Origin of the sequence: Moellerella wisconsensis (assembly GCF_022592395.1) — a bacterium.
Taxonomy (GTDB): Bacteria; Pseudomonadota; Gammaproteobacteria; order Enterobacterales; family Enterobacteriaceae; genus Moellerella; species Moellerella wisconsensis.
Genome location: NZ_CP093242.1, coordinates 3,494,806 through 3,521,121, shown reverse-complemented (window position 1 = coordinate 3,521,121; position 26,316 = coordinate 3,494,806). Strand labels below are relative to the sequence as shown.

At 39.6% G+C, this 26,316-nt stretch carries 23 protein-coding genes; 8 read left to right on the top strand and 15 right to left on the bottom strand.

Annotated elements, in window-relative coordinates:
* Positions 1–27 precede the first annotated feature (27 nt).
* Entirely contained in the window at positions 28–849 is an 822-nt protein-coding gene (gene cysE / locus MNY66_RS15475) for a serine O-acetyltransferase (protein WP_047255841.1), read from the top strand.
* Between the two features lie 133 nt (positions 850–982).
* Here the strand turns inward: cysE and trmL are convergent, their stop codons facing one another.
* The 8 genes from trmL to cpxR all read right to left on the bottom strand — a co-directional run bounded on the left by trmL (position 983) and on the right by cpxR (position 11,636).
* Complete coding sequence (gene trmL, locus MNY66_RS15470; RefSeq protein ID WP_047255840.1) at positions 983–1,486, bottom strand: tRNA (uridine(34)/cytosine(34)/5-carboxymethylaminomethyluridine(34)-2'-O)-methyltransferase TrmL; 504 nt, start codon at positions 1,484–1,486, stop codon at positions 983–985.
* Between the two features lie 164 nt (positions 1,487–1,650).
* Positions 1,651–2,679, bottom strand: a complete 1,029-nt coding sequence (gene galE, locus MNY66_RS15465) for a UDP-glucose 4-epimerase GalE (protein ID WP_047255839.1) — start codon at positions 2,677–2,679, stop codon at positions 1,651–1,653.
* 197 nt (positions 2,680–2,876) lie between these two features.
* The gene (locus MNY66_RS15460; RefSeq protein ID WP_241501166.1) at positions 2,877–4,955 is read right to left on the bottom strand and encodes a polysaccharide biosynthesis tyrosine autokinase; all 2,079 of its coding nucleotides are present in this window, start codon (positions 4,953–4,955) and stop codon (positions 2,877–2,879) included.
* Between the two features lie 52 nt (positions 4,956–5,007).
* The gene (locus MNY66_RS15455; protein ID WP_047255837.1) at positions 5,008–5,436 is read right to left on the bottom strand and encodes an arsenate reductase/protein-tyrosine-phosphatase family protein; all 429 of its coding nucleotides are present in this window, start codon (positions 5,434–5,436) and stop codon (positions 5,008–5,010) included.
* A gap of 8 nt (positions 5,437–5,444) precedes the next feature.
* Positions 5,445–6,590: a polysaccharide export protein gene (locus tag MNY66_RS15450; protein ID WP_047255836.1), complete on the bottom strand. Its 1,146-nt coding sequence runs from the start codon at positions 6,588–6,590 to the stop codon at positions 5,445–5,447.
* Positions 6,591–7,251: 661 nt separating this feature from the next.
* Complete coding sequence (locus MNY66_RS15445; RefSeq protein WP_241501165.1) at positions 7,252–8,691, bottom strand: capsule assembly Wzi family protein; 1,440 nt, start codon at positions 8,689–8,691, stop codon at positions 7,252–7,254.
* Between the two features lie 589 nt (positions 8,692–9,280).
* Positions 9,281–10,651, bottom strand: a complete 1,371-nt coding sequence (cpxA, locus tag MNY66_RS15440; RefSeq protein WP_047255834.1) for an envelope stress sensor histidine kinase CpxA — start codon at positions 10,649–10,651, stop codon at positions 9,281–9,283.
* Positions 10,652–10,937: 286 nt separating this feature from the next.
* The gene (cpxR, locus tag MNY66_RS15435; protein ID WP_047255833.1) at positions 10,938–11,636 is read right to left on the bottom strand and encodes an envelope stress response regulator transcription factor CpxR; all 699 of its coding nucleotides are present in this window, start codon (positions 11,634–11,636) and stop codon (positions 10,938–10,940) included.
* 152 nt (positions 11,637–11,788) lie between these two features.
* On the opposite strand from cpxR, the gene MNY66_RS15430 reads away from it, so the two are divergent.
* The 4 genes from MNY66_RS15430 to MNY66_RS15415 all read left to right on the top strand — a co-directional run bounded on the left by MNY66_RS15430 (position 11,789) and on the right by MNY66_RS15415 (position 16,515).
* Positions 11,789–12,370, top strand: coding sequence for a Spy/CpxP family protein refolding chaperone (locus MNY66_RS15430; RefSeq protein WP_241501164.1), 582 nt, complete (start codon positions 11,789–11,791; stop codon positions 12,368–12,370).
* 331 nt (positions 12,371–12,701) lie between these two features.
* Positions 12,702–13,451, top strand: coding sequence for a metalloprotease LoiP (gene loiP / locus MNY66_RS15425; protein WP_047255831.1), 750 nt, complete (start codon positions 12,702–12,704; stop codon positions 13,449–13,451).
* A gap of 793 nt (positions 13,452–14,244) precedes the next feature.
* On the top strand, positions 14,245–15,222 hold the full coding sequence (gene pfkA / locus MNY66_RS15420; RefSeq protein ID WP_047255830.1) for a 6-phosphofructokinase: 978 nt from the start codon (positions 14,245–14,247) through the stop codon (positions 15,220–15,222).
* Between the two features lie 282 nt (positions 15,223–15,504).
* Complete coding sequence (locus tag MNY66_RS15415; RefSeq protein ID WP_047255829.1) at positions 15,505–16,515, top strand: sulfate ABC transporter substrate-binding protein; 1,011 nt, start codon at positions 15,505–15,507, stop codon at positions 16,513–16,515.
* A gap of 99 nt (positions 16,516–16,614) precedes the next feature.
* On the opposite strand, the gene tpiA is transcribed toward MNY66_RS15415, so the two are convergent.
* A complete protein-coding gene (gene tpiA, locus MNY66_RS15410; protein ID WP_047255828.1) occupies positions 16,615–17,385 on the bottom strand; it encodes a triose-phosphate isomerase in 771 nt (256 codons plus the stop codon).
* A 251-nt stretch (positions 17,386–17,636) separates the two neighbouring features.
* Positions 17,637–18,254 (bottom strand): DUF1454 family protein, encoded by a 618-nt coding sequence (locus tag MNY66_RS15405; protein ID WP_331456159.1) that lies wholly within the window; start codon positions 18,252–18,254, stop codon positions 17,637–17,639.
* 47 nt (positions 18,255–18,301) lie between these two features.
* On the opposite strand from MNY66_RS15405, the gene MNY66_RS15400 reads away from it, so the two are divergent.
* The gene (locus MNY66_RS15400; protein ID WP_047255827.1) at positions 18,302–18,724 is read left to right on the top strand and encodes a DUF805 domain-containing protein; all 423 of its coding nucleotides are present in this window, start codon (positions 18,302–18,304) and stop codon (positions 18,722–18,724) included.
* Positions 18,725–18,827: 103 nt separating this feature from the next.
* On the opposite strand, the gene fpr is transcribed toward MNY66_RS15400, so the two are convergent.
* Complete coding sequence (gene fpr, locus MNY66_RS15395) at positions 18,828–19,574, bottom strand: ferredoxin--NADP(+) reductase (protein WP_241501163.1); 747 nt, start codon at positions 19,572–19,574, stop codon at positions 18,828–18,830.
* A 763-nt stretch (positions 19,575–20,337) separates the two neighbouring features.
* On the opposite strand from fpr, the gene emrD reads away from it, so the two are divergent.
* The gene (gene emrD, locus MNY66_RS15390) at positions 20,338–21,522 is read left to right on the top strand and encodes a multidrug efflux MFS transporter EmrD (protein ID WP_047255825.1); all 1,185 of its coding nucleotides are present in this window, start codon (positions 20,338–20,340) and stop codon (positions 21,520–21,522) included.
* A gap of 87 nt (positions 21,523–21,609) precedes the next feature.
* On the opposite strand, the gene glpK is transcribed toward emrD, so the two are convergent.
* A complete protein-coding gene (glpK, locus tag MNY66_RS15385) occupies positions 21,610–23,136 on the bottom strand; it encodes a glycerol kinase GlpK (protein WP_047255824.1) in 1,527 nt (508 codons plus the stop codon).
* Positions 23,137–23,167: 31 nt separating this feature from the next.
* Entirely contained in the window at positions 23,168–24,004 is an 837-nt protein-coding gene (locus tag MNY66_RS15380; RefSeq protein WP_047255823.1) for an MIP/aquaporin family protein, read from the bottom strand.
* 304 nt (positions 24,005–24,308) lie between these two features.
* On the opposite strand from MNY66_RS15380, the gene zapB reads away from it, so the two are divergent.
* Positions 24,309–24,551: a cell division protein ZapB gene (zapB, locus tag MNY66_RS15375; RefSeq protein ID WP_047255822.1), complete on the top strand. Its 243-nt coding sequence runs from the start codon at positions 24,309–24,311 to the stop codon at positions 24,549–24,551.
* 109 nt (positions 24,552–24,660) lie between these two features.
* On the opposite strand, the gene rraA is transcribed toward zapB, so the two are convergent.
* Together rraA and MNY66_RS15365 are read right to left on the bottom strand one after the other, a co-directional pair.
* Complete coding sequence (rraA, locus tag MNY66_RS15370) at positions 24,661–25,176, bottom strand: ribonuclease E activity regulator RraA (RefSeq protein ID WP_047255821.1); 516 nt, start codon at positions 25,174–25,176, stop codon at positions 24,661–24,663.
* A 179-nt stretch (positions 25,177–25,355) separates the two neighbouring features.
* On the bottom strand, positions 25,356–26,273 hold the full coding sequence (locus tag MNY66_RS15365) for a 1,4-dihydroxy-2-naphthoate polyprenyltransferase (RefSeq protein WP_047255820.1): 918 nt from the start codon (positions 26,271–26,273) through the stop codon (positions 25,356–25,358).
* Positions 26,274–26,316: the final 43 nt, after the last annotated feature.

The following is a 26,316-nucleotide window of genomic DNA, read 5'->3' as shown; positions in this document are numbered from 1 at the left end:
CAACAGGTTATTAAGCAGGTAAATATTATGTCGCGAGAAGAGCTGGAAAGAGTATGGGCGCATATTAGAGAAGAAGGCAAAGCTCTTGCTGATTGTGAGCCTATGTTGGCCAGCTTTTTTCATGCGACACTGCTAAAACATGAAAATCTCGGTAATGCGTTAAGCTATATGTTAGCCAATAAGCTGAGCACACCTATCATGCCTGCTATCGCGGTGCGTGAAATTATTGAAGATGCTTATCAACATGATGAGCAAATGATTATATCCGCCGCGATGGATTTATCTGCAGTACGCCTACGTGATCCCGCAGTGGATCAATATTCAACGCCATTTCTTTATCTAAAAGGTTTCCATGCGCTACAAGCTTATCGTATTGGTCACTGGTTATGGAACGAAGGGCGTAAAGCGCTGGCTATCTATTTACAAAATCAAATCTCAGTCTCTTTTAGCGTAGATATTCACCCCGCAGCACGTATTGGTTGTGGCATTATGTTGGATCATGCAACCGGGATTGTGATTGGTGAGACCGCTATTGTTGAAAATGATGTGTCGATTTTACAATCAGTGACATTAGGTGGAACAGGAAAAACCTGTGGTGATCGTCATCCTAAGGTCCGTGAAGGAGTGATGATTGGCGCCGGCGCAAAAATACTGGGTAATATTGAGATTGGGCGAGGGGCTAAAATTGGTGCGGGCTCAGTCGTATTACATCCTGTCCCTCCCCATACCACCGTAGCAGGTGTTCCGGCGCGTATTGTGGGTAAACCAAATAGTGATAAGCCATCTTTCGATATGGATCAAAACTTTAACGGTATGATTTATGGTTTTGAATATGGTGATGGAATTTAGTTTTTGATTCACTAACAGTCATCTTTGATGAAAAGGCTCGGTGTAATGATACATACCGCGCCTTTTTTTATACTGAATTTAATTCAATAAATCATATTGTTACAAATAAAGCCTAAACCTATAAATTTTACAGTTAATCTCTCAGCATGGCTCCGGGATAACCGAGCTGGCGCCATGCCTCAAATACTACCACGGCAACAGAATTAGATAAGTTCATACTGCGACTATCGGCTAACATAGGAATACGTATTTTTTGTTCAATTGGCATGTTATCTAAAACATCAGGAGGCAAGCCGCGAGTTTCTGGACCAAACATTAAGTAATCCCCATCGCGATAATTCACATTACTGTGGCTTGGTTTACCTTTCGTTGTAAGTGCAAAAATACGTGCCCCAGAAGACGATTGAGCATTGTCTGAGCTGAGTCCTTCACTGGTTAGAAATGCTTGATAATCATGATGGTGATGTATATCAGCAAATTCACTATAATCAAGCCCAGCCCGGCGTAAGCGTTTATCATCCCATGTAAAACCTAATGGGTGGATTAAGTGCAAACTAAACCCAGTATTAGCACAAAGACGAATAATATTTCCGGTATTGGGTGGAATTTCAGGTTCGAAAAGTACGATATGTAGCATAGATTTTCTGGCAGAGATAAACCCTGCGTATCAATTAGAGTTCGACAATAAGGTGATTTTACGCTGAAAGTTGCTATGCTGCATTGATTAAATTCGATAAAAAATATCCCATTAAATTAGGTTTTAACGGGATATTTTGGTAATGAGAATAATAACTGGCTATATTATTGAGGGTTATAGCCGTTTGGATTCTTATGTTGCCAACGCCAAGTATCATCAGCCATATCTTGAATCGAGTATTTGGCTTTCCAACCAAGATCGTTCAATGCTTTTTCTGGGCTTGACCAACATTCGGCAATATCTCCCGGGCGACGATCAGCCAGTTGATATGGAATTGGTTTACCTGCCGCTTTCTCAAACGCTGCGATCATTTCTAATACGCTAGTGCCTTTGCCGGTACCTAAGTTATAAATATGCAGTCCAGATTGTTGGCTGACTTTATTAAGCGCCGCAATATGGCCATCAGCTAAATCCATAACATGGATATAATCACGCACACCTGTTCCATCAATTGTCGGATAATCAGCACCAAAAACAGTTAGTTTTTCGCGGCGACCTACAGCAACTTGTGCGATATACGGCGTCAAATTATTAGGAATACCGCTTGGGTCTTCCCCCATCAACCCAGAGGCATGTGCTCCCACTGGGTTGAAGTAGCGTAACAATGTAATGGACCAATCTTGTTCAGCAATATGTAGGTCGGATAAAATTCGTTCCACCATATATTTACTGGTACCGTATGGATTGGTGGTCCCGCCAACTTTAGAATTTTCAGTTAATGGAACTTCTTCTGGATCACCATATACGGTAGCAGAGGAGCTAAAGATTAAACTTTTGATCCCGGCCTGCTGCATACTCTGTACTAAAACCAGCGTACCATTAACATTATTATCATAATATTCAATAGGTTTACTTACTGATTCACCGACAGCTTTTAAACCAGCAAAATGAATGACTGAGGCAATGGAATGAGCTGCAAAAATGGAATCAATTAAGGCTTTATCTCGGATATCACCTTGATAAAAAATCGGTCTGATGCCAGTAATTGTTTCAATGCGGGATAAAACTTCCAGATTAGAATTACAGAGATTATCTAAAATAACAGGCTGTATTCCTTGTTCTATCATCTGAATACAGGTATGACTACCGATAAAGCCCAGTCCACCGGTGACTAACACCATTGTTTTATTCATGATCAATTTCCCGAGTCTATTTTTTGTGGCTACTTTAAGTCGTTATATTGCAGATAGACGGTCAAGAGCTAGAGAGTCTCTCGAGAAGATAACCGTGAGATAGGTATCTTTCGAGAGACTGAGAACGGCTTAACAACCGTCTATCAAATAGTGCAATAAACCCGATAAAACGCTATCGATTGGATTAATGACTATTATTAATACTCATAAACATAATTATAATCATCTGATCTTGCATCAATACCATTCAAGATCACACCCGTTATTTCGATATCATTTTGTTTAAAGCGTTTTAATGATAACTCAATATCTTTGACGGTATTTACACCATAGTAAGCAATTAATAATGAGGTACCGACATATTTACCAATTACCGCAGCATCAGTTATCGCAAGTATTGGTGCGGTATCAATCACAACAATATCATATTGTGATTTTAGATTATCTAACATGTCTTTAAAGCGTTCGCTCATTAACAGCTCTGAGGAATGAGTGACATTCTTACCACGACAAATTACATCAAGATTTTCGATTACATTGTGATGGATAACGGGTTTATTGCTGTCCATTTGTGACAAATATTCAGATAAACCCAATTTGTTATCTAAATCAAACGCTTTATGAATTCGACCTTTACGTAAATCGGTATCAATAAGAAGGACTTTTTTACCCGCATTGGCTAAAACTACACCCATATTTGAGGTGATAAAGCTTTTACCTGCACCCGGTGACGCACTGGTGACCATGACAAGATTATTGCCTTGATTCATTACTGAGAAATATACGCTGGTACGTAATGAACGAATGGCTTCTACTGCGGTATCTGCTGGATTTTCTAACGCTAATGGTTTCATATTTCCATTCATAATCAATTTTTTCTCATGACTGGAGAATGGAATAGTGGCATATACGTTGACACCTAGAGCATCAATATCTTCGGTACCTTTGATTTTATTATTAAATAGTTCGCGGGCAATGACATACGCACAACCAATAATAAAGCCTAAGATCAGTGACAGCGCTAGAATTAATGATTTTTTCGGGGCAACCGGTTGAGGCTGTGATTCTGCGGAGTCAATAACGCGAACATCGGCAGTAATCCCTGAGTTCATCACACTGAGTTCTTGTTGCTTACCTACTAGCTGATTATAAATCGCTTGCTCGGATTCAACATCACGCGTTAAACGAACAATTTGTTGTTGAGTATTCGGTAATTTTTGAATATTTTTACTGATCAGCGCTTTTTCATTTAATAGTTTTTGGCGTTTATCAATCAGAGATTGGTACGCTGGGTGATTTCGGGTATAGAGTTGTTGGATTTCAATCTCTTTGAAGGTTAACTCATTAAGTTTATCTTCAACTTGTAACGCACTTTCTAACGCTGATTTAGCTTCTAAAGATAAATCAATAGACTCATTCTTTTTACGGAACGTGTTTAGCTGATTTTCATAATTATCCAGCTTAGCTTTAACTTTTGGTAGATAATCATCGAGGAAAATTAAGGTATTATTGGTAACTTCTTTTTTACGGTCAGTATTTTGTGCGACATAGTTTTGAATAATACTGTCTAAAATTCTTACATTTTCAGTCTTATCAGCGCCTTTAATCGTCAGGCTAATAATGCCAGTCCCTTTACCGACTTCAGATAAATTAAGCGTATTACGCAGTTCATCAATGGTCGAGTAACGGCCGTTTTTGGTCAGTGTGAATTCTTCGCCAGTCTCTGCTTCGATAGAGGATATTAATAGGCTGATATCATTATGCTGAACTAATTCACCAATCTTTCCTTTTAAAACAATATCTTCTAATTTTAGTGAAAACTGATTGTCGCCAAGGTAGGTTAAAGTAGCGGGTTCACCAACTAGGGCATCAGGAATCGAGTAATGAGTAATATTGATCTGTGGATTATTGCCCCACAGTTTATTAAAGAAGCCATCGGTTGAAACTTGGGTATCTAGGTTAAGGTCGGTAACCGTTTTGCCTAAAACCATACGCGATTTGATGACTTCAATTTCTGAATCAACTTGATTCCCGCCACCAGAAAACGGGGATAAATCGCCCATTTGGTCAAAAAATGACACTTGGCTCTGCTTATCAAATTGCAAGGTGGCATTAGCTTGATAAATAGGTGTAGCTAAAAAGCTATAAGCTGCCCCAAGCAGTAAAAAAAACAGTGTTACAAACCCAATAATTAAATAATGGGATTTAAGGACTTTAAATAAGGCGAGCAAATCAATTTCATCTGCTGCTGTCGAAGGTGATTTTGTTGTATTCATAGTTATTTAATCATATCAATAAAAAAATGACAAAGGCACAAAGGCAATCAAACTAGATTTTGCCTTTCCATTGATGAGCGGCCTTTTCCATTAAAAGGTAGACATGCTCGAACATTTCATCGCTGCGTTTATGCGGATCGGGAATTTCTGTTTTATTTAGCCATTGGCCGAAGAGCATCACCTTACCACGGGTTTCTGGAAACTGGGCATGAACCTTATCGATATGGCTATTTTCCATCACTAAGATCAAGTCAGCTTCACGGCAGAGTTCATTAGTTAAACGGCGCGATTGATGGTTATTCAAAGGTAAATTATGCTGTTGAGCAATCCGAATCGCACTCTCATACGCAGGCATATCATTTTTAGCGATAATACCTGCCGAGTGTACTTTTTTGTCTGGGTATAGATTTTGCAGTAACCGCTCCCCGGTAGGGGAACGGCAGATATTGCCCATACAAACTACTAATATATTGTTAAACATATAATCGATTACCAATCTTTAATTCGTTTAGTACCTTCAGTTAACTGATTATAGGCAGCGATGGTCGGTAACAATTGAGTAATCAGACGGTTCCATCTTACGATTGGAGCAGCCGTTACATAGACTAAATCGTAAGGTTTTAATCTAAACTCAGTGCCCATAACTAACGAGGTGGCATCAGATAAATCTAACTGATAGATAGCCGCCATTTTTTTCGGTAATAAATCATCCAGCTCTTTATCTCCGGAGGATTGATTTTTTAATGGACGAATAACAAATACACCCGTTGCATTTGCAGTATTTTGGTCAATACCATTCGATTTACTTAATGCTTCGGTGATGCTCATTCCTGCACGGTCGATAGTTAATGTTGATGGTTGACCGACTTCACCCATTACAAATACTTTTTGTCCGTCATTGCGTGGTACATAAAGCACATCGCCAGGCAGCATGAGATAATTTTGAGTTTGGTCGCCATATTGAACTAAGGACTGCAATGAAATTTTAATTTCTTGTCCATTACGCGTGAGTACCACATTATCCCAATCGGCTTTTTCTGTTAATCCACCTGCATTATTAAATGCTTCTAATACCGTCAATGGTACGTTAGTGATTGGCAGTGTCCCTGGTTTAGCGACTTCACCAGAAACATACATTTTTTGTGAGCGGAACGCTGAAATACTAACGTCGATTTGTGGTGATTCAATATAAGTTGCTAAGCGATTACTGATTAATGAGCGAATCTCAGTGACTGTTTTACCAATAACTTTGACTGAACCAATATAAGGGTAATAAATAGTACCGTCCGAATGTACCCAGTTACCAGAATCAGCAGCACTACGGTATGAACCGGCAGGAATAGTTAACTCAGGGTGATCCCAAACAGTAATATTAAGTACATCGCCGACACCGATACGATACTCATAACCTGCCAATTGTTGTTCTAAAAGAGAGTTAGGTTTGGCAATATCGTGTGGAATATACAGCTCGTCTAATAATTGTGGCGATATAGGATAGATATCAACAAATTTTGAAATATCACGGTCGCCAGTATCAACAACATTCTTACCCATTGTTGACATATAGACACCTGGGGTGACGGTACAGCCCGTCAGTGCAGTTAGCATAAAGACAGCAACAGAAAGGCGTTTCATAAACACTCATTATCCATTTAATTAAATATAAAAAAACTTAAATAGTGTATTAATCTATCTAAATTCGTATAAATCAGTATGGGGTATTCCTTTCTCGCCGATTGGCAAATAAAAGGTATAGAACCCATTTGTGGCCTAGAGTCTGACGTAAATTGTGTTTTATGGCAAAACTTTTTAGTACCAAAATTGTTGATAAGGAATTAGTTTTAAGCATTTCCATAACAGGCAGATGAACTTTAATAACCTTAATCCATGTAATTCAATTGAATGAGATAATACCGTGCTTAAAATTTGACTTAATCGCATGGCAATACTCAAGTTCTTAATGCATTGAAGTTTAGGATTTATCCTTATCGTTTTTCAGTACTTTTTATTTCAGTACTTTTATTTGAGTATAATAGCAGAAAATTTATTTTATGACTTAACGAATATTATCTTAAATGAGCGTATATTCAAATAAGATAACCAACATTATATACATTAGGCTGATTAGTTTTAATAAATAGGTTAGTTTTTAATAAATATGCTGGATTAGTTTCCAGTATCTTGAGTATTGACTTCTTAGCTGGAGATATTATAGATAAATCTAGTGAGATAATGAAATTGGCTCTATTGAATAAGACCACGGTATAAAATCGCGGTCTTATTTATTATCAAAAGGTTACCATTTAAAAGGAACGGTGACAGCGACTGAGACACCGACATCATTATGTGTATCAGTATCTGTTTTGGATAACCAAACTTTTGAGTCAGTAATTACACGGTCATTGAAGTTATACCACCAGCCAACATCAACTCCTTTGATAGTATCATCTTTAGGAAAGGCTTTATTTTGCCATTGGCTTTGAGGATTAACTGTCGCGTACATTATTCGGGTACTAACGCGCTGATGATCATCCAATGTATATTCAACTTTACTGGAAATCATACGTCCATCGCCGCCCATCGCATGGCCTAACGGATAGCCTTGTTGGTAATATCCTGCACCATAAACAAAATGTTTGTACATCACATCTTTATTATTCCATTCAGTACGGGTATTGGCACCTTCAATATACCAATTTAATGGCTGGCCGTAGAGAGAATGATGGCCTTCTATACCCGCCATATAGGCATTATGGGACGGTAAATAACCGGCTTCATCTTCGCCGATATATTGCCCATAAATACTCAGAGGGAGCTCAATAAGAGGGAAGAGTTTTAATTTAAAATCAAAACCAGCCAGTTGGTTGCCGGGATCTTTTTTGATATCACCAGTATTTGAGCTACCTGTTGTGGCATCCCAAAACGATTTCCAATTGGATGGGCGTCCATCACCAGACCACATCATTACACGAGAGCCGCCTAATTCAAGATAATCAGTTGGGTTCATGGTCATTCGTAAACCGATCAGCTTAACACCGGATTGTTTTTGATATTGTTTTATTTGCCCGGCAGTTAACTGATATTGCCACGAGCCAATCCAAGACAGCCATTTGGAATCAAACGGGCTTTGGTCGGCACGTTGCATTAAAAAACCGGTAACAGGACGAGCAGCATCAGTTCGAATTAAGCTACCATCATAGCCAGGACCCCACCATTGAGGTATTTCACCGAAGGCCAGCCATTGATTCCAAATTTTAACGCCGCCGTATGATCCATTGAGATTATAATCCGAACCATTTTCTACCCGAAGAGCACGTTCTGCATTGGCTTTTAGGTTTAAATCAACGTCATCAGTACTATAATTGCCTGCTAAGGTATAGCGGAAGTCACTGTATTCACTATTCGCAAAGCCTTGAGGCATTGATGGATGGCCTGAAGAGAGATAAGTTTGTAATTGTAGAGTATTTTTATTTCTATTAAGTTGTTGTTTTATCCGTTGGATAACGTTTTTTTGTTCATCATTAGTGATATTAGCATTATCCAATGAACGGGTTATTTCTTGAGATGAAAGCGGCCAAGTTGATAGACTGATTTGGATAACATTACGCTCAGATAACCAAGCTAAGTCATTACGTAAGTTATTATCAGGGAGTACCAGCCCACTAGCGATTACGCTACTATTAATCGCTCCGAGTAAAGCGAAGAGTGCAAGTTTATTAAATTTGTTTATTTTCATTTGTTTTTCCGCTTACTTAAGTCAATAACCTCGTATTAATTGGTTTAATAACAGGTCAATTAAAGATAATGAAGTTGGATAAATTTATATTCTTCTAATGATACTTGAGAATAGAGTATATCTATATTAAGGAAAACTACTAAATTATTTATTGTAATAAATCATAGCAAATATAAAGTAAATGATAATGAAATCTTTGATTTTTAATGTATAGATTTATTATTCATAAGGGATTATTTCCTGAAAAATTATAGTGATTAAGGTAATAATATTATTTTTTGGTATTGATAGAATCAAATTTGCCAAATAATATCAAATGGAACTGATGTTTTGTTATTAGCTCATGTAATAAGTATTTATATAATTTCAGCCATCTAAATTTATATAAAAGGCTTTTATTGATAGTTGATGTTAGTTTTTCTCGCCGTAAATATAAAAAAACACTCTTTTTTTGGTATAAAATAATAAAACTAAAAAGTTACTGAAGAGAAATTATTCTTCAGTAACTCGATATGCGGCTTGATAAATGTATAACGGATAATGGCGTAGTTATCTCTCGCCTATATTCTGAGCTAGGTTATTGATAATATTATCGACCATGCTCTGGAAGCCAAATAACTAACCGTAATCCTCCTAGAGGGCTATCCTCTGCTTTTACCCAACCTTTATGCTGAGATATTGCTGTTTCTACAATAGCGAGACCTAAGCCTGTGCCCCCTGATTCACGGTCTCGAGCTTCATCTGTCCGGTAGAATGGACGGAATATTTGTTCGCGATCTTCGGGGCTAACACCAGGACCATCATCATCGACCGTGACCATAATGCCATTATTGCTTTGTTTAAATTCAACTGCGATATGGGTATTAGAATAACGTAACGCATTACGGACAATATTTTCAAACGCGCTACCAATCGCTGATGGATTACAATAAATTGCCCATGGACCCGGAGGTGAAGTCACATCTAATGTTTTATGCATTTGCTCGGCTTCAAAGCTAGCATCAGCTAAAATATCTGCCCACAAATCATCAGCAGTGATATTTTCACGCAAAATTTCATTCTTATGTTGGCTACGAGATAACACGAGTAAATCATTGATCATACTATCTAAACGGAGTGTTTCAGTCTCTATACGTTGTAGCTCTTTACTTTCCCCGTGCCGACGACGCAATAATGCAGTGGCTAATTGTAAGCGTGTCAACGGAGTTCTTAGTTCATGCGAGATATCAGAAATTAAACGTTGTTGCGCACTGACCATACCATCCAATGCACTGATCATTTGATTAAAACTGTATCCTGCGGAGACAAATTCTTGAGGGCCGGATTCCAATTCTGGATGCGGGCGCAGATTGCCTTTCGCGACATCATCGGCAGCCATTTTTAATTTACGGGCGGGTTTAGCTAAACTCCATGATAACCATAGCAATAGAGGTGCACTGATTAACATTGTTGCAATTAATAACAGCAGTGGTCGGTCAAAGAGCAGGTTGATAAAGTCAGATTGCGGACTATTCGCTGGGCGAACCAGATAGAGTTGATAGTGATCTTCACCATCACGAATTGAAAATGGACCTAAAATTTCAGCACGGCCATATTTTTTCTTTTTGGGATAGTCAGCATTATCAGATTGACCAATAAAATTACGGATCACTTGGGTTTCACTAGGAAGGGCGCCGATAACGCGACCTTCACTGGTGACAATAATTAATCGCTGTCCGGGAGGTGCCCATTTTTGAATAGCCGTTGAAATGCGTCGCCACCATAAAAGGTCATTCAGCGGCGCTTGAGCTAGTTCAGCTTCGATATGCTGTTCTAGCATTTCACCTTGTCGCTGTTCACTTTCTAATAGATTCGTCAGCTGACGTGAATCAAGTTTTGGCACCATTAATACCAGCATGAGTACTAGTGCTAAGGTAAACCAGAAAATAGCGAAAATTCTTGCGGTTAGGCTGCTGATCATTATTTGCCCCCGAGACATTCGGCTTGATTAAAGCTAAATGAGTAGACGGTGTATATTAAATTAACCACAACAGTGATTTTAAGCATATGTATTATATACCTATATTGAAATTATATTGTTGAAGCCAACATTTTGTTGCTAAGACAGCGTATTGAAACAGCCGTTGACTGAGCCGATTGGGCTACTGAGCCACAGTAAATAATTAGGCTTGGTATAATATTTTTAAATACTGCATGTAGAATAATGGCGTTAAAAATAAAAACCCCTTCCACTGGAAGGGGGATGGTTAATTTGTTGACACCATTAAATATCCACGGCCTCTTAGCGTTTTAAACCAGGAAAGGCCATCTGAACGCTCAGGTAATTTGCGGCGCAAATTAGAAATATGCATATCAATAGCACGGTCAAATGGTGTTAAACGTTTCCCAAGAACTTCTTGGCTTAAATGCTCACGCGAAACCACTTGGCCTAAATGCTGTGCCAGTAGATACAACAAAGTAAATTCAGTACCGGTCAAATCGAGAATCTCATTATCAAAGCTCGCTTCTTGGCGGCCAGGATTTAATTGAAGTTTATCGACTTGCAATATCGGGGTGCTCCCGGTATCTGTTTGGGTTTGTTCACTCCAATTAGAGCGTCTTAATAACGCGCGTATACGAGCAACTAATTCGCGGTCATTAAATGGTTTGGCTAAATAGTCATCGGCCCCAAGTTCAAGGCCAAGAACTCGGTCTAACTCACTGCCACGAGCCGTTAACATAATGACTGGGGTCTGATGTATTTGGCGTAGTTCTTTTAATGTTTCGATACCATTCTTTTTCGGCATCATGACATCGAGTAATAATAGATCGATAGATGCGTCTATTTGTTGCAGTGCCTGTTCACCATCATGGGCAATAACAACATTAAAACCTTCCATTTCTAGTAGTTCTTTTAACAGCGACGTGAGTTCACGATCGTCATCAACTAATAGGATTTTATGCATGAATTAATTCCTCCTGCTGCCAAAATACGATAACAATCACCACGATTCCATGACTTTACGTTATTTTACATGCTCTGACGGTAGTTTGCAGCCGCGGAGGTATAGTTGTCTACATCAAATCAACAGCACCGCCGAGAAAACAGAGGTCAAGAATGCATAAAATAGCGACGCTAGCCTTGATGTCACTGTTAATTGTTGGACCGACGGCCGCTTTAGCAGATACTACCGACAGCATAATAAATAGTGACACTCATCAAGCTACTAACAGTACCACTGAACAGATAAATAATCGTCAGCGACAGTTACAGCCTAAGCACGATTCATCTTCTGAATTATTGTCTGGTAATAGAGTGAATATCAGTCAATATCATCGTGGCGTGATGCGCGGTTATCAAGATAATGCAAGTACGTTTATGTTTAATGGTATCACGTTAAATGAAAAGCAACGTCAGCAAATGCGAGATTTAATGGCTACTTTACGCCTGTCTCGTCAGGATAATCCAGATTTTATTCAAGATCGCGAGATTATCCGTAAATTGGTGATTGCAGACACATTTGATGAATCGGCAGTACGTACAGAAATAGAGAAGCAGTTACAACGCGATGTTGAACATCGAATTAATATGGCGCGAGTTCATCATGAGTTATATCAGTTATTAACGCCGGAACAAAAAGTGCAATTAGAACAACAGCATCAACAGCGCATGAAACAGTTTCAAGCTTTACAGCAGTAAATTAATGCCCTTTTTCTCTCAATTGTAGTAGCACTAGCAACATCGAAGTTTTTCCTTGCCATAGACACCATCCCTGTCTTTTATAGCCCCTTTTAGGGGCTTTTTTTTATCTGATCAATTGTATGTAAACTATTAATTTTATTATGTAGTTTCACTTTAACTTAAATATATTGGTTTTTGCTCTGTCATTTTTGTTCACGTATTGAGAATATTGTGTAATTGGTATTCTGTTTATTTCTGGTGATTATCTTATTGTTATTTGGCGAAAAAATCGTAGTCTTTGGTACGCAAAAATATACTGTCTTGCAAAGCCCAAGGATAAAATAAAATTATGAATATGAAACCTCTTATTGCGATAGCTGTTTCTGCCGTACTACTTACCGGTTGTAAGGGAATGGATAGCGGAATGTTAGCCAACTCAGGTATGCAGTTATTTCAAGCAGCGACACTGAGCGATAATGATATTAAACAGCTAACTGATCAGGCATGCCAAGAAATGGATGCGCAAAATAAGATAGCGCCTCCTACAAGTAAATATGCTAAGCGTTTAGATAAAATCTCTAAAGCGCTAGGTAATAATATTGATGGCACCAAGGTTAATTATAAAGTTTATCTGACTGACGATGTTAATGCATGGGCAATGGCAAATGGTTGTGTCCGTGTTTATAGTGGTTTGATGGATCAAATGAATGATAACGAAGTTGAAGGTGTTCTGGGCCATGAAATGGGTCACGTTGCACTCGGCCATACTCGTAAGTCTATGCAAGTTGCTTATGGTGCCGTTGCTGCCCGTAATGCGGCGGCAGCAGCAGGCGGTATTGCTCAGCAGTTGAGCAATTCTCAGTTAGCTGATTTGGGTCAAAAATTAATTAACTCTCAATTCTCTCAGCATCAAGAAAGCCAGGCAGATGATTTCTCGTATGATTTATTGAAAAAACGAGGTGTTAATACTGAAGGGCTAGCAACAAGTTTTGAAAAACTGGCGAAAATGGATAATAGAGATAGCAGTATGTTTGATTCTCACCCGCCATCTAAAGAGCGTGCTCAGCATATTCGTGATCGTATCGCAGCAGACAAATAAAATCTATTCTAAATAAGACTAAAAAAATCGAATACAGCAGTGCCATTGGCGCTGCTTTTTTTATGCCTTTTTTCTGCATATTATCTGAGTATCAGAATAGAGAGCTATTTTTGAGGTAGCCAATTATTTTAATCTATCTTTGGCACTAATATTTATATGTTTCTAGTAGATAAAGGAAGATAAATAGAGAGATAAAGGTGCAGCTGGTCTCATTTTATTCGATGGGCGAAATATTCTTTTTTCTTTCTTCACTCATGATGGTTAAATGTTATGATCGATTTGTTGTTACTTTGTGGTGCTAAACTTGCAGTTTATGGCATTAAACTTACGATAGATAGCTGGCGGTGTGTTATACAATGTTAGCAATATTTACCGTTTGATTTATTCCATTGGCATGGAAACAGTACAGTAATTTAATTTGTGGTTGTAATTACACAGTGAAATGAATAGGGCGGTTATATAAATAACTCACTGTCGAATTATCGAAAGGCATTATTTGTGATTTTTATACGATTTACATTGCGTTAGATTGATCAATGAATCCACTGTCGCAGAATATAATAGCAATGCGTAGTCACTACTCGCGGTAATTTTGTGTCCTATAATTCTTTAATCTTGATCACAATAAAATGAAAAAGGTTGATTGAAAGCAGGTGCATGGGCAATGATTTGCCGTATTATATCTTAGGGTGAATCAATTCAGCACTGACGATTTATAACGCTTAAATAGGCGCATTCATCCCGAGGCGCTTTTCATAGATTTGCAATTCACATTAATAAGTCAGAGGTCATCATGGTCCAACAGATCAAAAGAATCGGTGTATTAACAAGCGGTGGCGATGCGCCAGGAATGAACGCAGCTATTCGCGGTGTGGTGCGTGCAGCTCTAGGCGAGGGGTTAGAGGTTTTTGGTATTTATGACGGATACCTTGGCCTGTATGAAAACCGAGTGAAACAACTCGACCGTTTCAGTGTATCTGACATGATTAACCGTGGCGGTACTTTTTTAGGATCTGCGCGTTTTCCTCAGTTCCGTGATGAAAAAGTACGCCAAGTCGCGATTGAAAATCTGAAAAGTAATCAAATTGATGCGCTGGTAGTTATTGGCGGTGATGGGTCTTATTTGGGAGCAAAAGCACTAACCGAAGCTGGCTTCCCATGCATTGGTTTGCCGGGCACGATTGATAATGATGTCGCGGGTACTGATTATACGATTGGTTATTTTACTGCATTAGAAACTGTAGTAGAGGCAATTGACCGTTTAAGAGATACTTCTACATCTCATAAACGTATTTCTATTGTCGAAGTTATGGGGCGTTATTGCGGTGATCTTACGTTATCTGCAGCGATTGCAGGCGGTTGTGAATTTTTAGTATTGCCAGAAAGCGAAATGCAATTTAATCGCGAAGAGTTACTGGCGGAAATTAAAGAAGGCATCGATAAAGGTAAGCGTCATGCTATCGTTGCAATTACCGAACATGTTTGTGATGTTGATGAATTGGCTCGTTATATTGAAGCTGAAACTAAACATGAAACTCGGGCAACAGTATTAGGCCATATTCAACGTGGTGGTTCGCCAGTCGCTTATGACCGAATTTTAGCATCACGTATGGGCGCTTATTCGATTGAGCTACTGCTGGATGGTTATGGTGGCCGTTGTGTTGGCATCCAAAATGAAAAATTAGTTCATCATGACATTATTGATGCAGTAATGAACATGAAGCGTGTATTTAAGAAAGATTGGTACGAAACTGCGAAAAAACTGTATTAATTTTTATCATCTTGGTTTCCTTATGGCGATATTTTAGCCTGATCCGTTGATAATAAATGCATGACTCTGATTGCAAATCTGACCTGTGTAGTGCTGTGTAGCACCGAATAGTGTACAAATAGTACTGATTTAGCGCTACACAGGTTCGATTCTTTCTTATTATTTCTTGTTTACCTCCGATTTTATATTCCTCGATTGAATAAGCCGGCTATTTTTATTATTTCCCGAGAGTGATGGATTCTGTCAGCCTTAAATCTCAATGACGATAATGGGGATTGGGATATGACAGCATCTTGGCGAGCGACAATACAATTATTAGCGTGGATATTATTATTAATAACAACAGGGGTATCGGCGAAAAATATCCAATTACTTAATGTTTCTTATGATCCGACTCGCGAGTTATATCAACAATATAACCAGGCTTTTAGTGATTATTGGCAACAAAAAACCGGTGATACAGTGACAGTTCGTCAATCTCATGGCGGATCAGGGAAGCAAGCAATATCAGTAATTAATGGTTTAGAGGCCGATGTTGTCACATTGGCATTAGCTTATGATGTTGATGCGATAGCCAATACAGGGCGTATAAATCCAAAGTGGATATCTAGATTAGCTGATAATTCAGCACCTTATACTTCTACAATTGTTTTCTTAGTACGCAAAGGTAACCCTAAAAACATTCAAGATTGGGATGATTTAATCCGTAATGATGTAGCTATTGTAACGCCTAATCCGAAAACGTCGGGTGGTGCTCGGTGGAACTATTTGGCAGCGTGGGGGTATGGATTAGCGCACAATCAAGGCTCTCAACAGAAAGCCCAACAATTTGTTAAGCAGCTGTATCAAAATGTAGAAGTGTTAGACCCCGGAGCACGAGGTGCGACAAACAGTTTTGTTGAGCGTGGTATTGGCGATGTATTAATTGCTTGGGAAAATGAGGCACTATTAGCGATTAATCAATTAGGCGAGAGAGGGCAATTTGAAATTGTTACGCCGAGTATTTCGATTCTTGCTGAGCCGACTGTCGCCGTGGTAGATAAGGTCGTTGATAAACGCCAACGCCGTGACGTTGCTGAAGCCTATTTAGAATATTTATATTCCCCTGTTGGACAGGAAATTGCGGCTAAGAATTTTTACCGACCACGCGATAAAGCGATTGCAGAAAAATATAAGCACCAATTTACAGCATTGAAATTATTGACGATTGATCAGGATTTTGGCGGATGGAATAACGCACAAAATATTCATTTTTCTAACGGTGGAATATTTGATCAAATTATTCGGCGCTAGTTTTAGTCTCGGTGAGAGTAAATAAGGTACAAAGAATAATGAAAAAAGCGGCTAAAGAGGAGCCGCTTTTTTATAAATTACGCCAGTAAGCAGCGTGTATTATTTGGCTTTTTTTGCTTCTGCCGCTGCTTTTACGATAACTGCAAAGGCATCTGCTTTCAGTGATGCACCACCGACTAATGCGCCATCAATATCAGGTTGAGTGAAGAGTTCTGCTGCATTTGCCGCATTCACTGAGCCGCCGTATTGAATTATGACTTGTTCAGCAACTGCCGAATCTTTTTTCGCGATATGGTCACGAATAAATTTGTGCACTGCTTGTGCCTGTGCTGGCGTCGCTGATTTACCGGTACCGATAGCCCAGATGGGTTCATAGGCAATAACTGCACCGTTGAAAGCTTCCGCGCCGAGTGAGTTTAGTACAGCATCAATTTGACGTGAGCAGACTTCTTCAGTTTTGCCAGCTTCGTTTTCTGCGTCGGTCTCACCGATGCACAGGACAGGAATTAGACCTTGTTCTTTAAGGATAGCAAATTTTTTGGCGATAAATTCATCACTTTCATGATGATAAGTACGGCGTTCTGAATGACCGATAATGATGTATTTAGCACCGATATCTTTCAGCATTTCAGCAGATGTTTCACCGGTAAATGCGCCTGAAAGATTAACATCAACGTTTTGAGCTCCGAGTGCGATTCGGCTGCCAGCTAACGCATGTTTTGCTTGGTTCAAATAGATTGCTGGTGGTGCGATAGCCACGCCACAGCCATCAACGCTGCTTAATTCTTTACGCAGACCTGTGATCAGTTCGTTCACCATATGGGTACTGCCGTTCAGTTTCCAGTTACCCATCACTAATGGATGTCGCATGTTTCTTCCTCCAACCAGAGAGTTGTTATGATTAATAAATTGATATCCACCCTAGGTTAAGTGGCTTGGTATTTAGACGCTCTTAATATGATATCTATTTCAAACATATTAGAGAAGCGTATCCATAACTTTCCGTCCACTCAAATTATTTAGGATAAATAGACTGGGTACAGTATAGAGACGATAAAAAAGAATAGCTTTGCTTTTCGTCATAATCATGACTATTCAAACTATCATTCGCTTCTATTAGATTAATTTATAAACAGCTTAATAGGTTCAACGGCAAAGGTCAGGGTATTATCGGTACTTTTAACTAAAATATAACGTATAGCGCCGAGTCGAGTTTCATCAGCTTGATTATGATTATTGGTCGCCATAAAGTTTTTTAATACTAAATTGAGTTCGGGCGCTTTATCCAGAGGGATGGTCGGATCGACTTGATGGATAAGCGCAATCATATATTGTTCAGCCAGTTTTAAATCGTCTTGTGCTTGAATCGGATCATCTGAAGGTAGCAGAGTTAGTTGCAGACTTTTTATTTTTTCGCTGCCCCGTTCTAGAACAGCAGAAGAGTAAAATCGCGGATTTATGCGCGTCGCTGCTCGGATATAGGGGGTAGAGATATCATTATTGGCGATAACTTTATATTCGTATAACGGCGTTGCTGGATTGTTGAGATTAAATTTTTCGCGGAAAATAGGAATTGTTTCAGCAAAAGATGGGGCATCCGGTGACAAATAGGCAACTTCCACATTACTATCCGGCAGTCGTGGGATCTCCTGCGCTTGACTCAATAGTGGCAAACAATAGATAAAAGCGGTTATTATGGTTCTTATTGTGCGGTGCGCTAATTGGCTCATCATATTCATTTTTTCGCTTTTAATGGAAAACTGACTCGATATTGGAATCCTTTCTAATGACATTACAACAATGGGCATTTTCATTCAAAGGTCGGATAGGCCGCAGACCTTTTTGGGCGGGTATTGCCCTGTGTTTTATTTTGATGGTCATTATTACCTCATTGCAAACGGCTTTTTCATTGTCCAATACGCTGATTATCCCTTTATTAGTCTTAGTATTGTATCCACTTGCTGCAATATTTACTAAGCGTTTGCATGATAGAGGAAAACCTGGCGGCTGGACGGCACTGATTTTGATTGCTTTTTTATTATTTTCTCTAGATGTTAGTCAATTTGCACCTATCTGGCAGTGGGGAATAGGCCGTTTTTTACCGCTATTTATTACGGTGATTATGTTGCTGGATTGCGGGACATTTCATGGAATGGCCTCTGAGAATCGCTATGGTGACAAAACGCAATCCGTTGATTATTTATCGTAAAGATTATCTGAATGGTTATTTAGGCTCTCAGTGAGTAGAGAGCCTTATTAAATAGAGTATCCTATTAAATACATACCGTGCTATAGGCAAAATTCTAATAATATTACCAATATTGCTCACTGCTAATATGTCCTGGTTTACGGCGTAAATGTTTTTTCATCTCACGGGTTGATTGTAAGATATCTCGTGTATCTCTGACCATTTCGGGATTTCCACAGAGCATCACATGGCTATCTGATGGAGAAATAGATAATCCTGCCGCAGTTTCTAAGTTGCCATTTTCAATTAAAGCAGGAATACGTCCCATCAGTGATGAGCCCGTTTTTTCGCGGCTTACAACGGTGATTATTTTTAGCTTGCCTGCGTACGATTGTTGCAATTGTTCCATCAGTGGCAGATAACTTAAATCTGAGGAGTAGCGGACTGCGTGAACTAATACAATATGTTCAAAGCGATATAAATTCTTACCCTGTTGTAATATTGAGAGAAAGGGGCCAATTGCAGTGCCTGTTGATAACATCCATAACGTTTTGCATTCAGGTATTTCATCTAAAATAAAGAACCCAGCAGCATCTTCAGTAATTTGTAGAGAATCTCCCGGCTTTAAGGCGGCCAGTTTAGGGCTTAAACGCCCTTCCGGTACAATGACAAAGTAGAACTCTAGGCGATCGTCATCGGGTGAATTAACATAAGAGTAGGCTCGCTGAATACGTTCTCCTTCTATGTCTAAAGCTAATTTTGCATATTGCCCGGCAATAAATGGTTTTATCGGCGCATTTAGCGTTAGACTGAAAAGTGTTTCTGTCCAGAATCGTGTCTCAATTATTTTTCCAGTGACCCAATTTGCCATATTTCATTCACCTTTTATGATTTCAATATCACACTAACCATTTGATTTTTTGTGGTATTTAATGTTGTATCAATGACGTCCTATTAACTATTTCTTCTATATTTAGCGCAGGAATTAAAACTGTATTTAATACTATGCTAGATAGCATTCTCGGGTTATCGATTATGTGTGGCGGCTTATTATTCTGTTTTTATTGGTTTAAGTTAGTGGAATATGTACAGTTATCTTGACAGGTGTGGCTGAAAAAGCTGACAAATTAAGATGAAATAAAACTTAAATAAAACAGTAGCCTATCTCGATAATTTTTTAAATTTTGTTATCTTAGTGCTAACCAACTAATACCCTAGGGTACTACATCATTAATTAGTGCTTATAAATTAATATCAGGTTGAAATAGTCTGTAGACTAAATTAACTCAGGGGATTGATTAATATAAGTCACAAATAGAGGGCGTACCTCTAAAAAATGGTATTAGATTATTTATGCTTAAATAATCGAAATTAATTTACGGAGTTTAAAATAACCGACAAATATATTGTTCGGGGGTTGTGTGCGTCGTATCACACGGATATGCCTGAGTAATAATAGCCCATGATGATAAACGTAAAAGAGTAATTAAGAGTACGGCAAATAGTGTAATAAATAGTGTAATAAATAGTGTAATAAAGGTGCGAGCCAGTTCAATGAGCCGGAGTTATAATTATTTAAACCGCTCCGCTGGCATTGTTCATTCGATGACTGAATAAATTTTTCCGAGATAGCAATGAGAAAGTTAGAAAATTTTAATCTGCTAGTAATGTTAATTGCTTTAGTTGCGGTTGGGCAAATGACGCAAACTATTTATGTGCCCGTAATTGCTGATATCGCTAATTATTTTGGTGAGCCTTCAGGTTCTGTACAGCGAGTTATGGCTGCATATTTGTTTGCATATGGCTTTTCGCAGCTATTATATGGGCCTTTGTCCGATCAAATTGGTCGCCGTCCAGTTATTTTGGCGGGGTTAACTATTTTTTTAGCCGCTACCATAATGGCTATTTTGGCACCTTCGCTAAATTTATTAATCGTGGCTAGTGGGTTGCAGGGATTAGGTACCGGGGTTGCTGGTGTAATGGCCAGAACCATGCCGCGTGATTTATATAAAGGTACGGCGTTACGTTATGCCAATAGCTTATTAAATATGGGTATTCTAGTGAGTCCATTAATTGCACCGATGATAGGTGGAGTGGTGGCACATATTTGGGGCTGGCATGCCTGTTATATTTTCTTATTATTACTGGGCTGTGCAGTTTTAGTCAGTATGTATCATTGGCTGCCTGAAACTCGTCCGGTTTCTCCTGAAAAACGTAAGATGTTGTCGTCTTATCACTTATTGCTTTCTAACGGTTCATTCACCTCTTATTTGGTGATGCTAATCGGTGGATTAGCCGGCGTCGCAGTTTTTGAAGCCTGTAGTGGTGTGTTGATGGGAGCAGTTTTAGGGCTAAACAGTATCACGGTTAGTATTCTATTCATTCTGCCGATCCCTGCGGCTTTTTTTGGGGCGTGGTATGCAGGTCGAGAAAGTAAAAGTTTTTATACTCTGATGTGGCATGCTGTACTTTGTTGTTTACTGGCGGGAATACTAATGTGGATCCCCGGTTGGCTTGGGTTTATGAATATTTGGACCTTATTAGTACCGGCGGCGGTTTTTTTCTTTGGTGCCGGTATGCTATTTCCGTTAGCAACTACCGGGGCGATGGAGCCATTCCCTTATCTAGCCGGTGCTGCCGGAGCTTTGGTTGGTGGTTTACAAAATGTCGGCTCAGGTATTGCAACGTGGTTATCTGCGCTATTACCGCAAAATGGTCAGTTTAGCTTAGGTATGTTGATGTTTTCTATGTCTATTTTGATTCTATTGTGCTGGTTACCTTTAGCACATCGAATGGATAGAACGGAAAATACGATTTAAATAGATTTATTATTTTTTCGATAAAAAACAGGTGGCTAAATCAGCCACCTGTTTTTTTATTAAGTGATACGAGTTACAGCAGCTTAATTAAGCGCGATCTTCCCATTCTTGTGCTCGAGCCACGGCTTTTTTCCAACCTTCGTATTTATAATTACGTTCGGTGGTTTCAATACCCGGTTTAAATACTTTCTCAATAGTTGCTTTGGTTTTCAGCTCATCCAAATTATTCCAGAAGCCAATCGCTAGACCGGCAAGGTACGCCGCCCCTAATGCGGTGCTTTCACGGACTTGAGGGCGCTCAACTGAGGTGCCTAAAATATCCGCTTGGAATTGCATTAAGAAATTATTTGCCACCGCTCCGCCATCAACACGCAGGGACGCTAAACGGGTTTCTGAATCAGCTTGCATAGCATCAAGGACATCGCGAGTTTGATAAGCGATAGATTCTAACGTCGCACGAATGATGTGATTACGGTTGGCGCCACGGGTTAAGCCAAAAATAGCCCCACGTGCATACGGATCCCAATAAGGTGCGCCTAAACCAGTAAATGCAGGAACAACATAGACACCGTTGCTATCTTTTACTTTGGTCGCGAAATATTCGGAATCTTCAGATTCATCAATCAGTTTTAACTCATCACGTAACCATTGAATAGAAGCACCGCCAACAAATACCGCACCTTCTAAAGCATAATTAACTTCACCGCGCGGACCGCAAGCGATAGTAGTTAGTAGACCATGGTTTGACCGAACTGCCGTGTCTCCGGTGTTTAATAGCAAGAAACAGCCAGTACCATAGGTATTTTTTGCCATGCCCGGTTGAACACAAAGTTGACCATAGAGTGCAGCTTGTTGGTCTCCCGCAATACCGCAAATTGGGATACGTGTACCGCCTTTCCCCCCAATATTGGTTTGTCCGTATACTTCGGAAGAGGCACGAACTTCTGGCAACATAGCACGCGGAATATTGAGTGCTTTCAGGATTTTATCATCCCATTCCAGATTACGAATATTGAACATCATGGTACGAGAAGCATTGGTGTAATCAGTGACATGTACACGTCCCTGAGTCATTTTCCACACTAGCCAAGTGTCTACGGTACCGAATAGCAATTCGCCTTTCTCAGCGCGTTCACGTACGCCTTCAACGTTGTCGAGGATCCATTTTAATTTGGTGCCTGAGAAGTAAGGGTCGACGACTAGCCCTGTATTTTGACGAATATACTCTTCTAAATCACGATCATTCTGTTTTAGATGGGTACAAAAATCGGCGGTACGACGGCATTGCCATACGATGGCGTTATATACTGGTTTGCCTGTGGCTTTTTCCCACACAATTGTGGTTTCACGCTGATTGGTAATCCCGATACCTGCGACTTCATCGGTACGAATATCCGCTTTAGCTAATACTTCAACTAATGTCGAGCTCTGTGATGCCCAAATTTCCATTGGGTCATGTTCAACCCAGCCGGGCTTAGGGTAAATCTGCTCAAATTCACGCTGAGAAATACTGATAATATTTGCATCGTGATCAAGAACCACGGCCCGCGAACTGGTTGTTCCTTGATCAAGAGCGACAATATATTTTTTTTCGATATTTGTTTCTGTTGTCATAATAATGAACCTGTTCCGGTAATAAAAATAATTAAGCTTGTTTGTCAGTGGAACTTTTTTCTTCCGACTCACAAACCATACAAGGTAAATGGCGACCGATAAGTTTGCGGTAACCAAATGCGCCAATTAAACCACCAACAATTGGTGCAATTAATGGGATCAAGAAATAAGGAACCTCACGTCCACCGGTTAGCGCTATATCCCCCCAACCCGCGAAATAAGCCACGACTTTTGGTCCAAAGTCACGCGCCGGATTCAGTGCGAATCCAGTTAGTGGGCCAAATGAGCCCCCAATGACGGCAATCAAAATACCAATTAGTAGGGGGGCGAGTGGTCCGCGAGGAACACCGTTACCATCATCGGTTAATGCCATAATCAGACAGACCAAAATAGCCCCGATGATGACTTCGACAAAGAAGGCTTGTCCTTCAGAAATCTGTGGCGCTGGATAAGTTGAGAAAACCCCGGCAGTAAATAGACTTTCTTGGGTTCCTCTGACGATATGATGAACCTGATCATAATCCAGAAATACATTGTAATACATTGAGTAAACAAGCGCAGCTGCGCAAAAACCACCTAACATTTGTGCAACAATATAAGGCACAACTTTACGGCGTTCAAAACAAGCAAACAGCCAAAGAGCGATGGTGACGGCAGGATTAAGATGGGCGCCTGAAATACCGGCGGTAAGATAAACGGCTAAGGCAACGCCAAAGCCCCAGATGATACTAATTTCCCACAAACTTAATTGTGCACCAGCGATACGTACTGCGGCAACACACCCTAGACCAAAGAAAACGATTAAGGCCGTCCCGAGAAACTCGGATATACACTGGCCTGTGAGTGTAGTAGAAGTCATTTGGCTCATATGTTTCTATCCTACGAAAATTAAAATTATTGTATGTTTTTTTAAGGTTCAGAATTTATAAAGCAGACCCTTAGGTGTGAATTTATCGTTAATGAGCGTAAACGAGAAATAGCGAAATTGAAATCTGTGTGTTACATCAAAGAAATGTTCGAAAACGCACCGAAATGGTGATCTATACGACTATTGTTATGAGATCCGACCAGTGTTTTGCAACAGAAGAAATACGATATAAGAGGGATGGAGCTGGACAGGAACCGATAGGCTACTTACAATCGTTTTATTACCGATAAAGGGGACGAAAAGAATGTCATTTGAAGTATTTGAGATGTTAGAAGCAAAAGTACAACAAGCTATTGATACTATTGCATTATTACAGATGGAAATCGACGAACTGAAAGATAAGAACAGTTCATTGGCTCAAGAAGTTGAAGCTGCAAAATCAGGCAGTGAATCTTTAGTACGTGAAAATGAGCAGTTAAAACAGGAACAACAAGCTTGGCAAGAACGTTTACGCGTATTGTTAGGCCGCATGGAAGAAGTTAAGTAGTAAATTATATACAAGATAGTTATCGTAAAAGATAAATATCTAAAAAGACCAAAAATATAAGGGCGATATTTCGCCCTTTTTGCTGTCAGTCTTCTCTGCTCAATAGCGACTAAATAATTTCTTCAGAATCGAAATCTTCATCATCAACCGCTAACGGCTCTTCAGATAAAATAATCCCAGTATTATCTGCGTACAGATAATCACCAGAGAAGAAGGTGACGCCACCAAAATTCACACGAATATCACTCTCGCCAATGCCTTCATCAGGGCAACCGGCAGGGATAGCGGCGATGGCTTGAATACCAATATCGAGATCCATTAATGCATCAACTTGGCGTACCGCACCATAAACGACAATACCTTCCCAACCGTTTTCAGTGGCAAGACGAGCAAGGTTCGCATTCACTAGTGCTTTACGCACCGAACCGCCGCCATCAACAAGTAGAATACGTCCATCACCATTTTCTTCGAGCAAATCATACAATAATCCATTATCTTCAAAACACTTCACTGTGATGATTTGGCCACCAAATGAAGTACGTCCACCAAAGTTGGAAAAAAGAGGTTCTACCACATTGACGCTTTCTTGGTAGATATCGCAAAGCTCGGAAGTATCATATTTCATAGGTTTAAGGTCTTTTGGCTGCAAGGGGAGAGGTAGTATATCCCTTTCTGTCTGCTGTTGGCAAAATCATCAATTAAAATAGATAAGAGGGAGGAATTATCATCAGATTTAATTTATCCGTCAGACTTTAAGGCGCAGGTATATACGCTCAACACCTTAAAGAATGGCGGAGGAAAGAATTAATTTAAAACAAGGCCAATAGAGAACAGTAAGTTGGTTAGCAAGGCTAATTTTACCATATTGACTAACATCGGGCGCATGCCTTCTGTGGTAGGGTCATTGAGCACTTTACGGACATGATTCAGTAACAAAGGAACCGCGAGTAAAAATAACCAGCCGCTCCAGCCATGCAAATAAATGAGATTAAAAAAGATTAAGCATAAAATGGCACTAATAATAATAATCGCATGGTAAATCCGAGAGCCTTGGGCGCCTAAACGAACCGCTAAGGTATTCTTACCGGCTTTAATATCGTTTTCGATATCACGCATATTATTGATATTCAATACAGCGACAGACAGTAATCCACAGGCAGTTGCCGGTAAAATAGTAACGATATCGAAACTATTCGCTTGTAAATAATAAGTGCCGATAACACTGAGCCAACCAAAAAAGATTAACACAGAAATATCACCCAGCCCGAGATAGCCGTACGGCTTTTTACCCACGGTATAGGTTATTGCGGCAACGATAGCCACCAGCCCAAGCACGAGGAATCCGAGTGCATCTTCTGGTTTCTCACAGGCAACGATAATTAGTAATAAACCAAAAAAACAGGCTAATGAAATGGTTATTTTTAGCGCTTTTTTCATATCGGCCTGAGTGATAATGCCTTTTTGCATCCCTCTTAGTGGACCAATACGCTCCGCAGTATCTGAGCCTTTGACGGCATCGCCGTAATCGTTCGCTAGATTCGATAGAATTTGTAAAATGCCTGCGGTGATAATAGATAATAAAGCAACCGGCCATTTAAAGTTATCTGTCCAGTAAGCCAGCGCAGAGCCAGTTACGATAGCAATAACTCCAAGAGGCAGTGTTTTAGGTCGTAAACTTTCTAGCCACGCTTGTTTGCGACTGGTAGCAGTTGATGAGCTCATTCGATAGATTCACAGGTTCGTTATTAATGGTATGTTTTATAAA

Excerpts from the sequence above, each read along its gene's own strand:
- cysE (WP_047255841.1), top strand. The coding sequence starts at position 28 with ATGTCGCGAGAAGAGCTGGAAAGAGTATGGGCGCATATTAGAGAAGAA.
- trmL (WP_047255840.1), bottom strand. The coding sequence starts at position 1,486 with ATGCTACATATCGTACTTTTCGAACCTGAAATTCCACCCAATACCGGA.
- galE (WP_047255839.1), bottom strand. The coding sequence starts at position 2,679 with ATGAATAAAACAATGGTGTTAGTCACCGGTGGACTGGGCTTTATCGGT.
- MNY66_RS15460 (WP_241501166.1), bottom strand. The coding sequence starts at position 4,955 with ATGAATACAACAAAATCACCTTCGACAGCAGCAGATGAAATTGATTTG.
- MNY66_RS15455 (WP_047255837.1), bottom strand. The coding sequence starts at position 5,436 with ATGTTTAACAATATATTAGTAGTTTGTATGGGCAATATCTGCCGTTCC.
- MNY66_RS15450 (WP_047255836.1), bottom strand. The coding sequence starts at position 6,590 with ATGAAACGCCTTTCTGTTGCTGTCTTTATGCTAACTGCACTGACGGGC.
- MNY66_RS15445 (WP_241501165.1), bottom strand. The coding sequence starts at position 8,691 with ATGAAAATAAACAAATTTAATAAACTTGCACTCTTCGCTTTACTCGGA.
- cpxA (WP_047255834.1), bottom strand. The coding sequence starts at position 10,651 with ATGATCAGCAGCCTAACCGCAAGAATTTTCGCTATTTTCTGGTTTACC.
- cpxR (WP_047255833.1), bottom strand. The coding sequence starts at position 11,636 with ATGCATAAAATCCTATTAGTTGATGACGATCGTGAACTCACGTCGCTG.
- MNY66_RS15430 (WP_241501164.1), top strand. The coding sequence starts at position 11,789 with ATGCATAAAATAGCGACGCTAGCCTTGATGTCACTGTTAATTGTTGGA.
- loiP (WP_047255831.1), top strand. The coding sequence starts at position 12,702 with ATGAATATGAAACCTCTTATTGCGATAGCTGTTTCTGCCGTACTACTT.
- pfkA (WP_047255830.1), top strand. The coding sequence starts at position 14,245 with ATGGTCCAACAGATCAAAAGAATCGGTGTATTAACAAGCGGTGGCGAT.
- MNY66_RS15415 (WP_047255829.1), top strand. The coding sequence starts at position 15,505 with ATGACAGCATCTTGGCGAGCGACAATACAATTATTAGCGTGGATATTA.
- tpiA (WP_047255828.1), bottom strand. The coding sequence starts at position 17,385 with ATGCGACATCCATTAGTGATGGGTAACTGGAAACTGAACGGCAGTACC.
- MNY66_RS15405 (WP_331456159.1), bottom strand. The coding sequence starts at position 18,254 with ATGAATATGATGAGCCAATTAGCGCACCGCACAATAAGAACCATAATA.
- MNY66_RS15400 (WP_047255827.1), top strand. The coding sequence starts at position 18,302 with ATGACATTACAACAATGGGCATTTTCATTCAAAGGTCGGATAGGCCGC.
- fpr (WP_241501163.1), bottom strand. The coding sequence starts at position 19,574 with ATGGCAAATTGGGTCACTGGAAAAATAATTGAGACACGATTCTGGACA.
- emrD (WP_047255825.1), top strand. The coding sequence starts at position 20,338 with ATGAGAAAGTTAGAAAATTTTAATCTGCTAGTAATGTTAATTGCTTTA.
- glpK (WP_047255824.1), bottom strand. The coding sequence starts at position 23,136 with ATGACAACAGAAACAAATATCGAAAAAAAATATATTGTCGCTCTTGAT.
- MNY66_RS15380 (WP_047255823.1), bottom strand. The coding sequence starts at position 24,004 with ATGAGCCAAATGACTTCTACTACACTCACAGGCCAGTGTATATCCGAG.
- zapB (WP_047255822.1), top strand. The coding sequence starts at position 24,309 with ATGTCATTTGAAGTATTTGAGATGTTAGAAGCAAAAGTACAACAAGCT.
- rraA (WP_047255821.1), bottom strand. The coding sequence starts at position 25,176 with ATGAAATATGATACTTCCGAGCTTTGCGATATCTACCAAGAAAGCGTC.
- MNY66_RS15365 (WP_047255820.1), bottom strand. The coding sequence starts at position 26,273 with ATGAGCTCATCAACTGCTACCAGTCGCAAACAAGCGTGGCTAGAAAGT.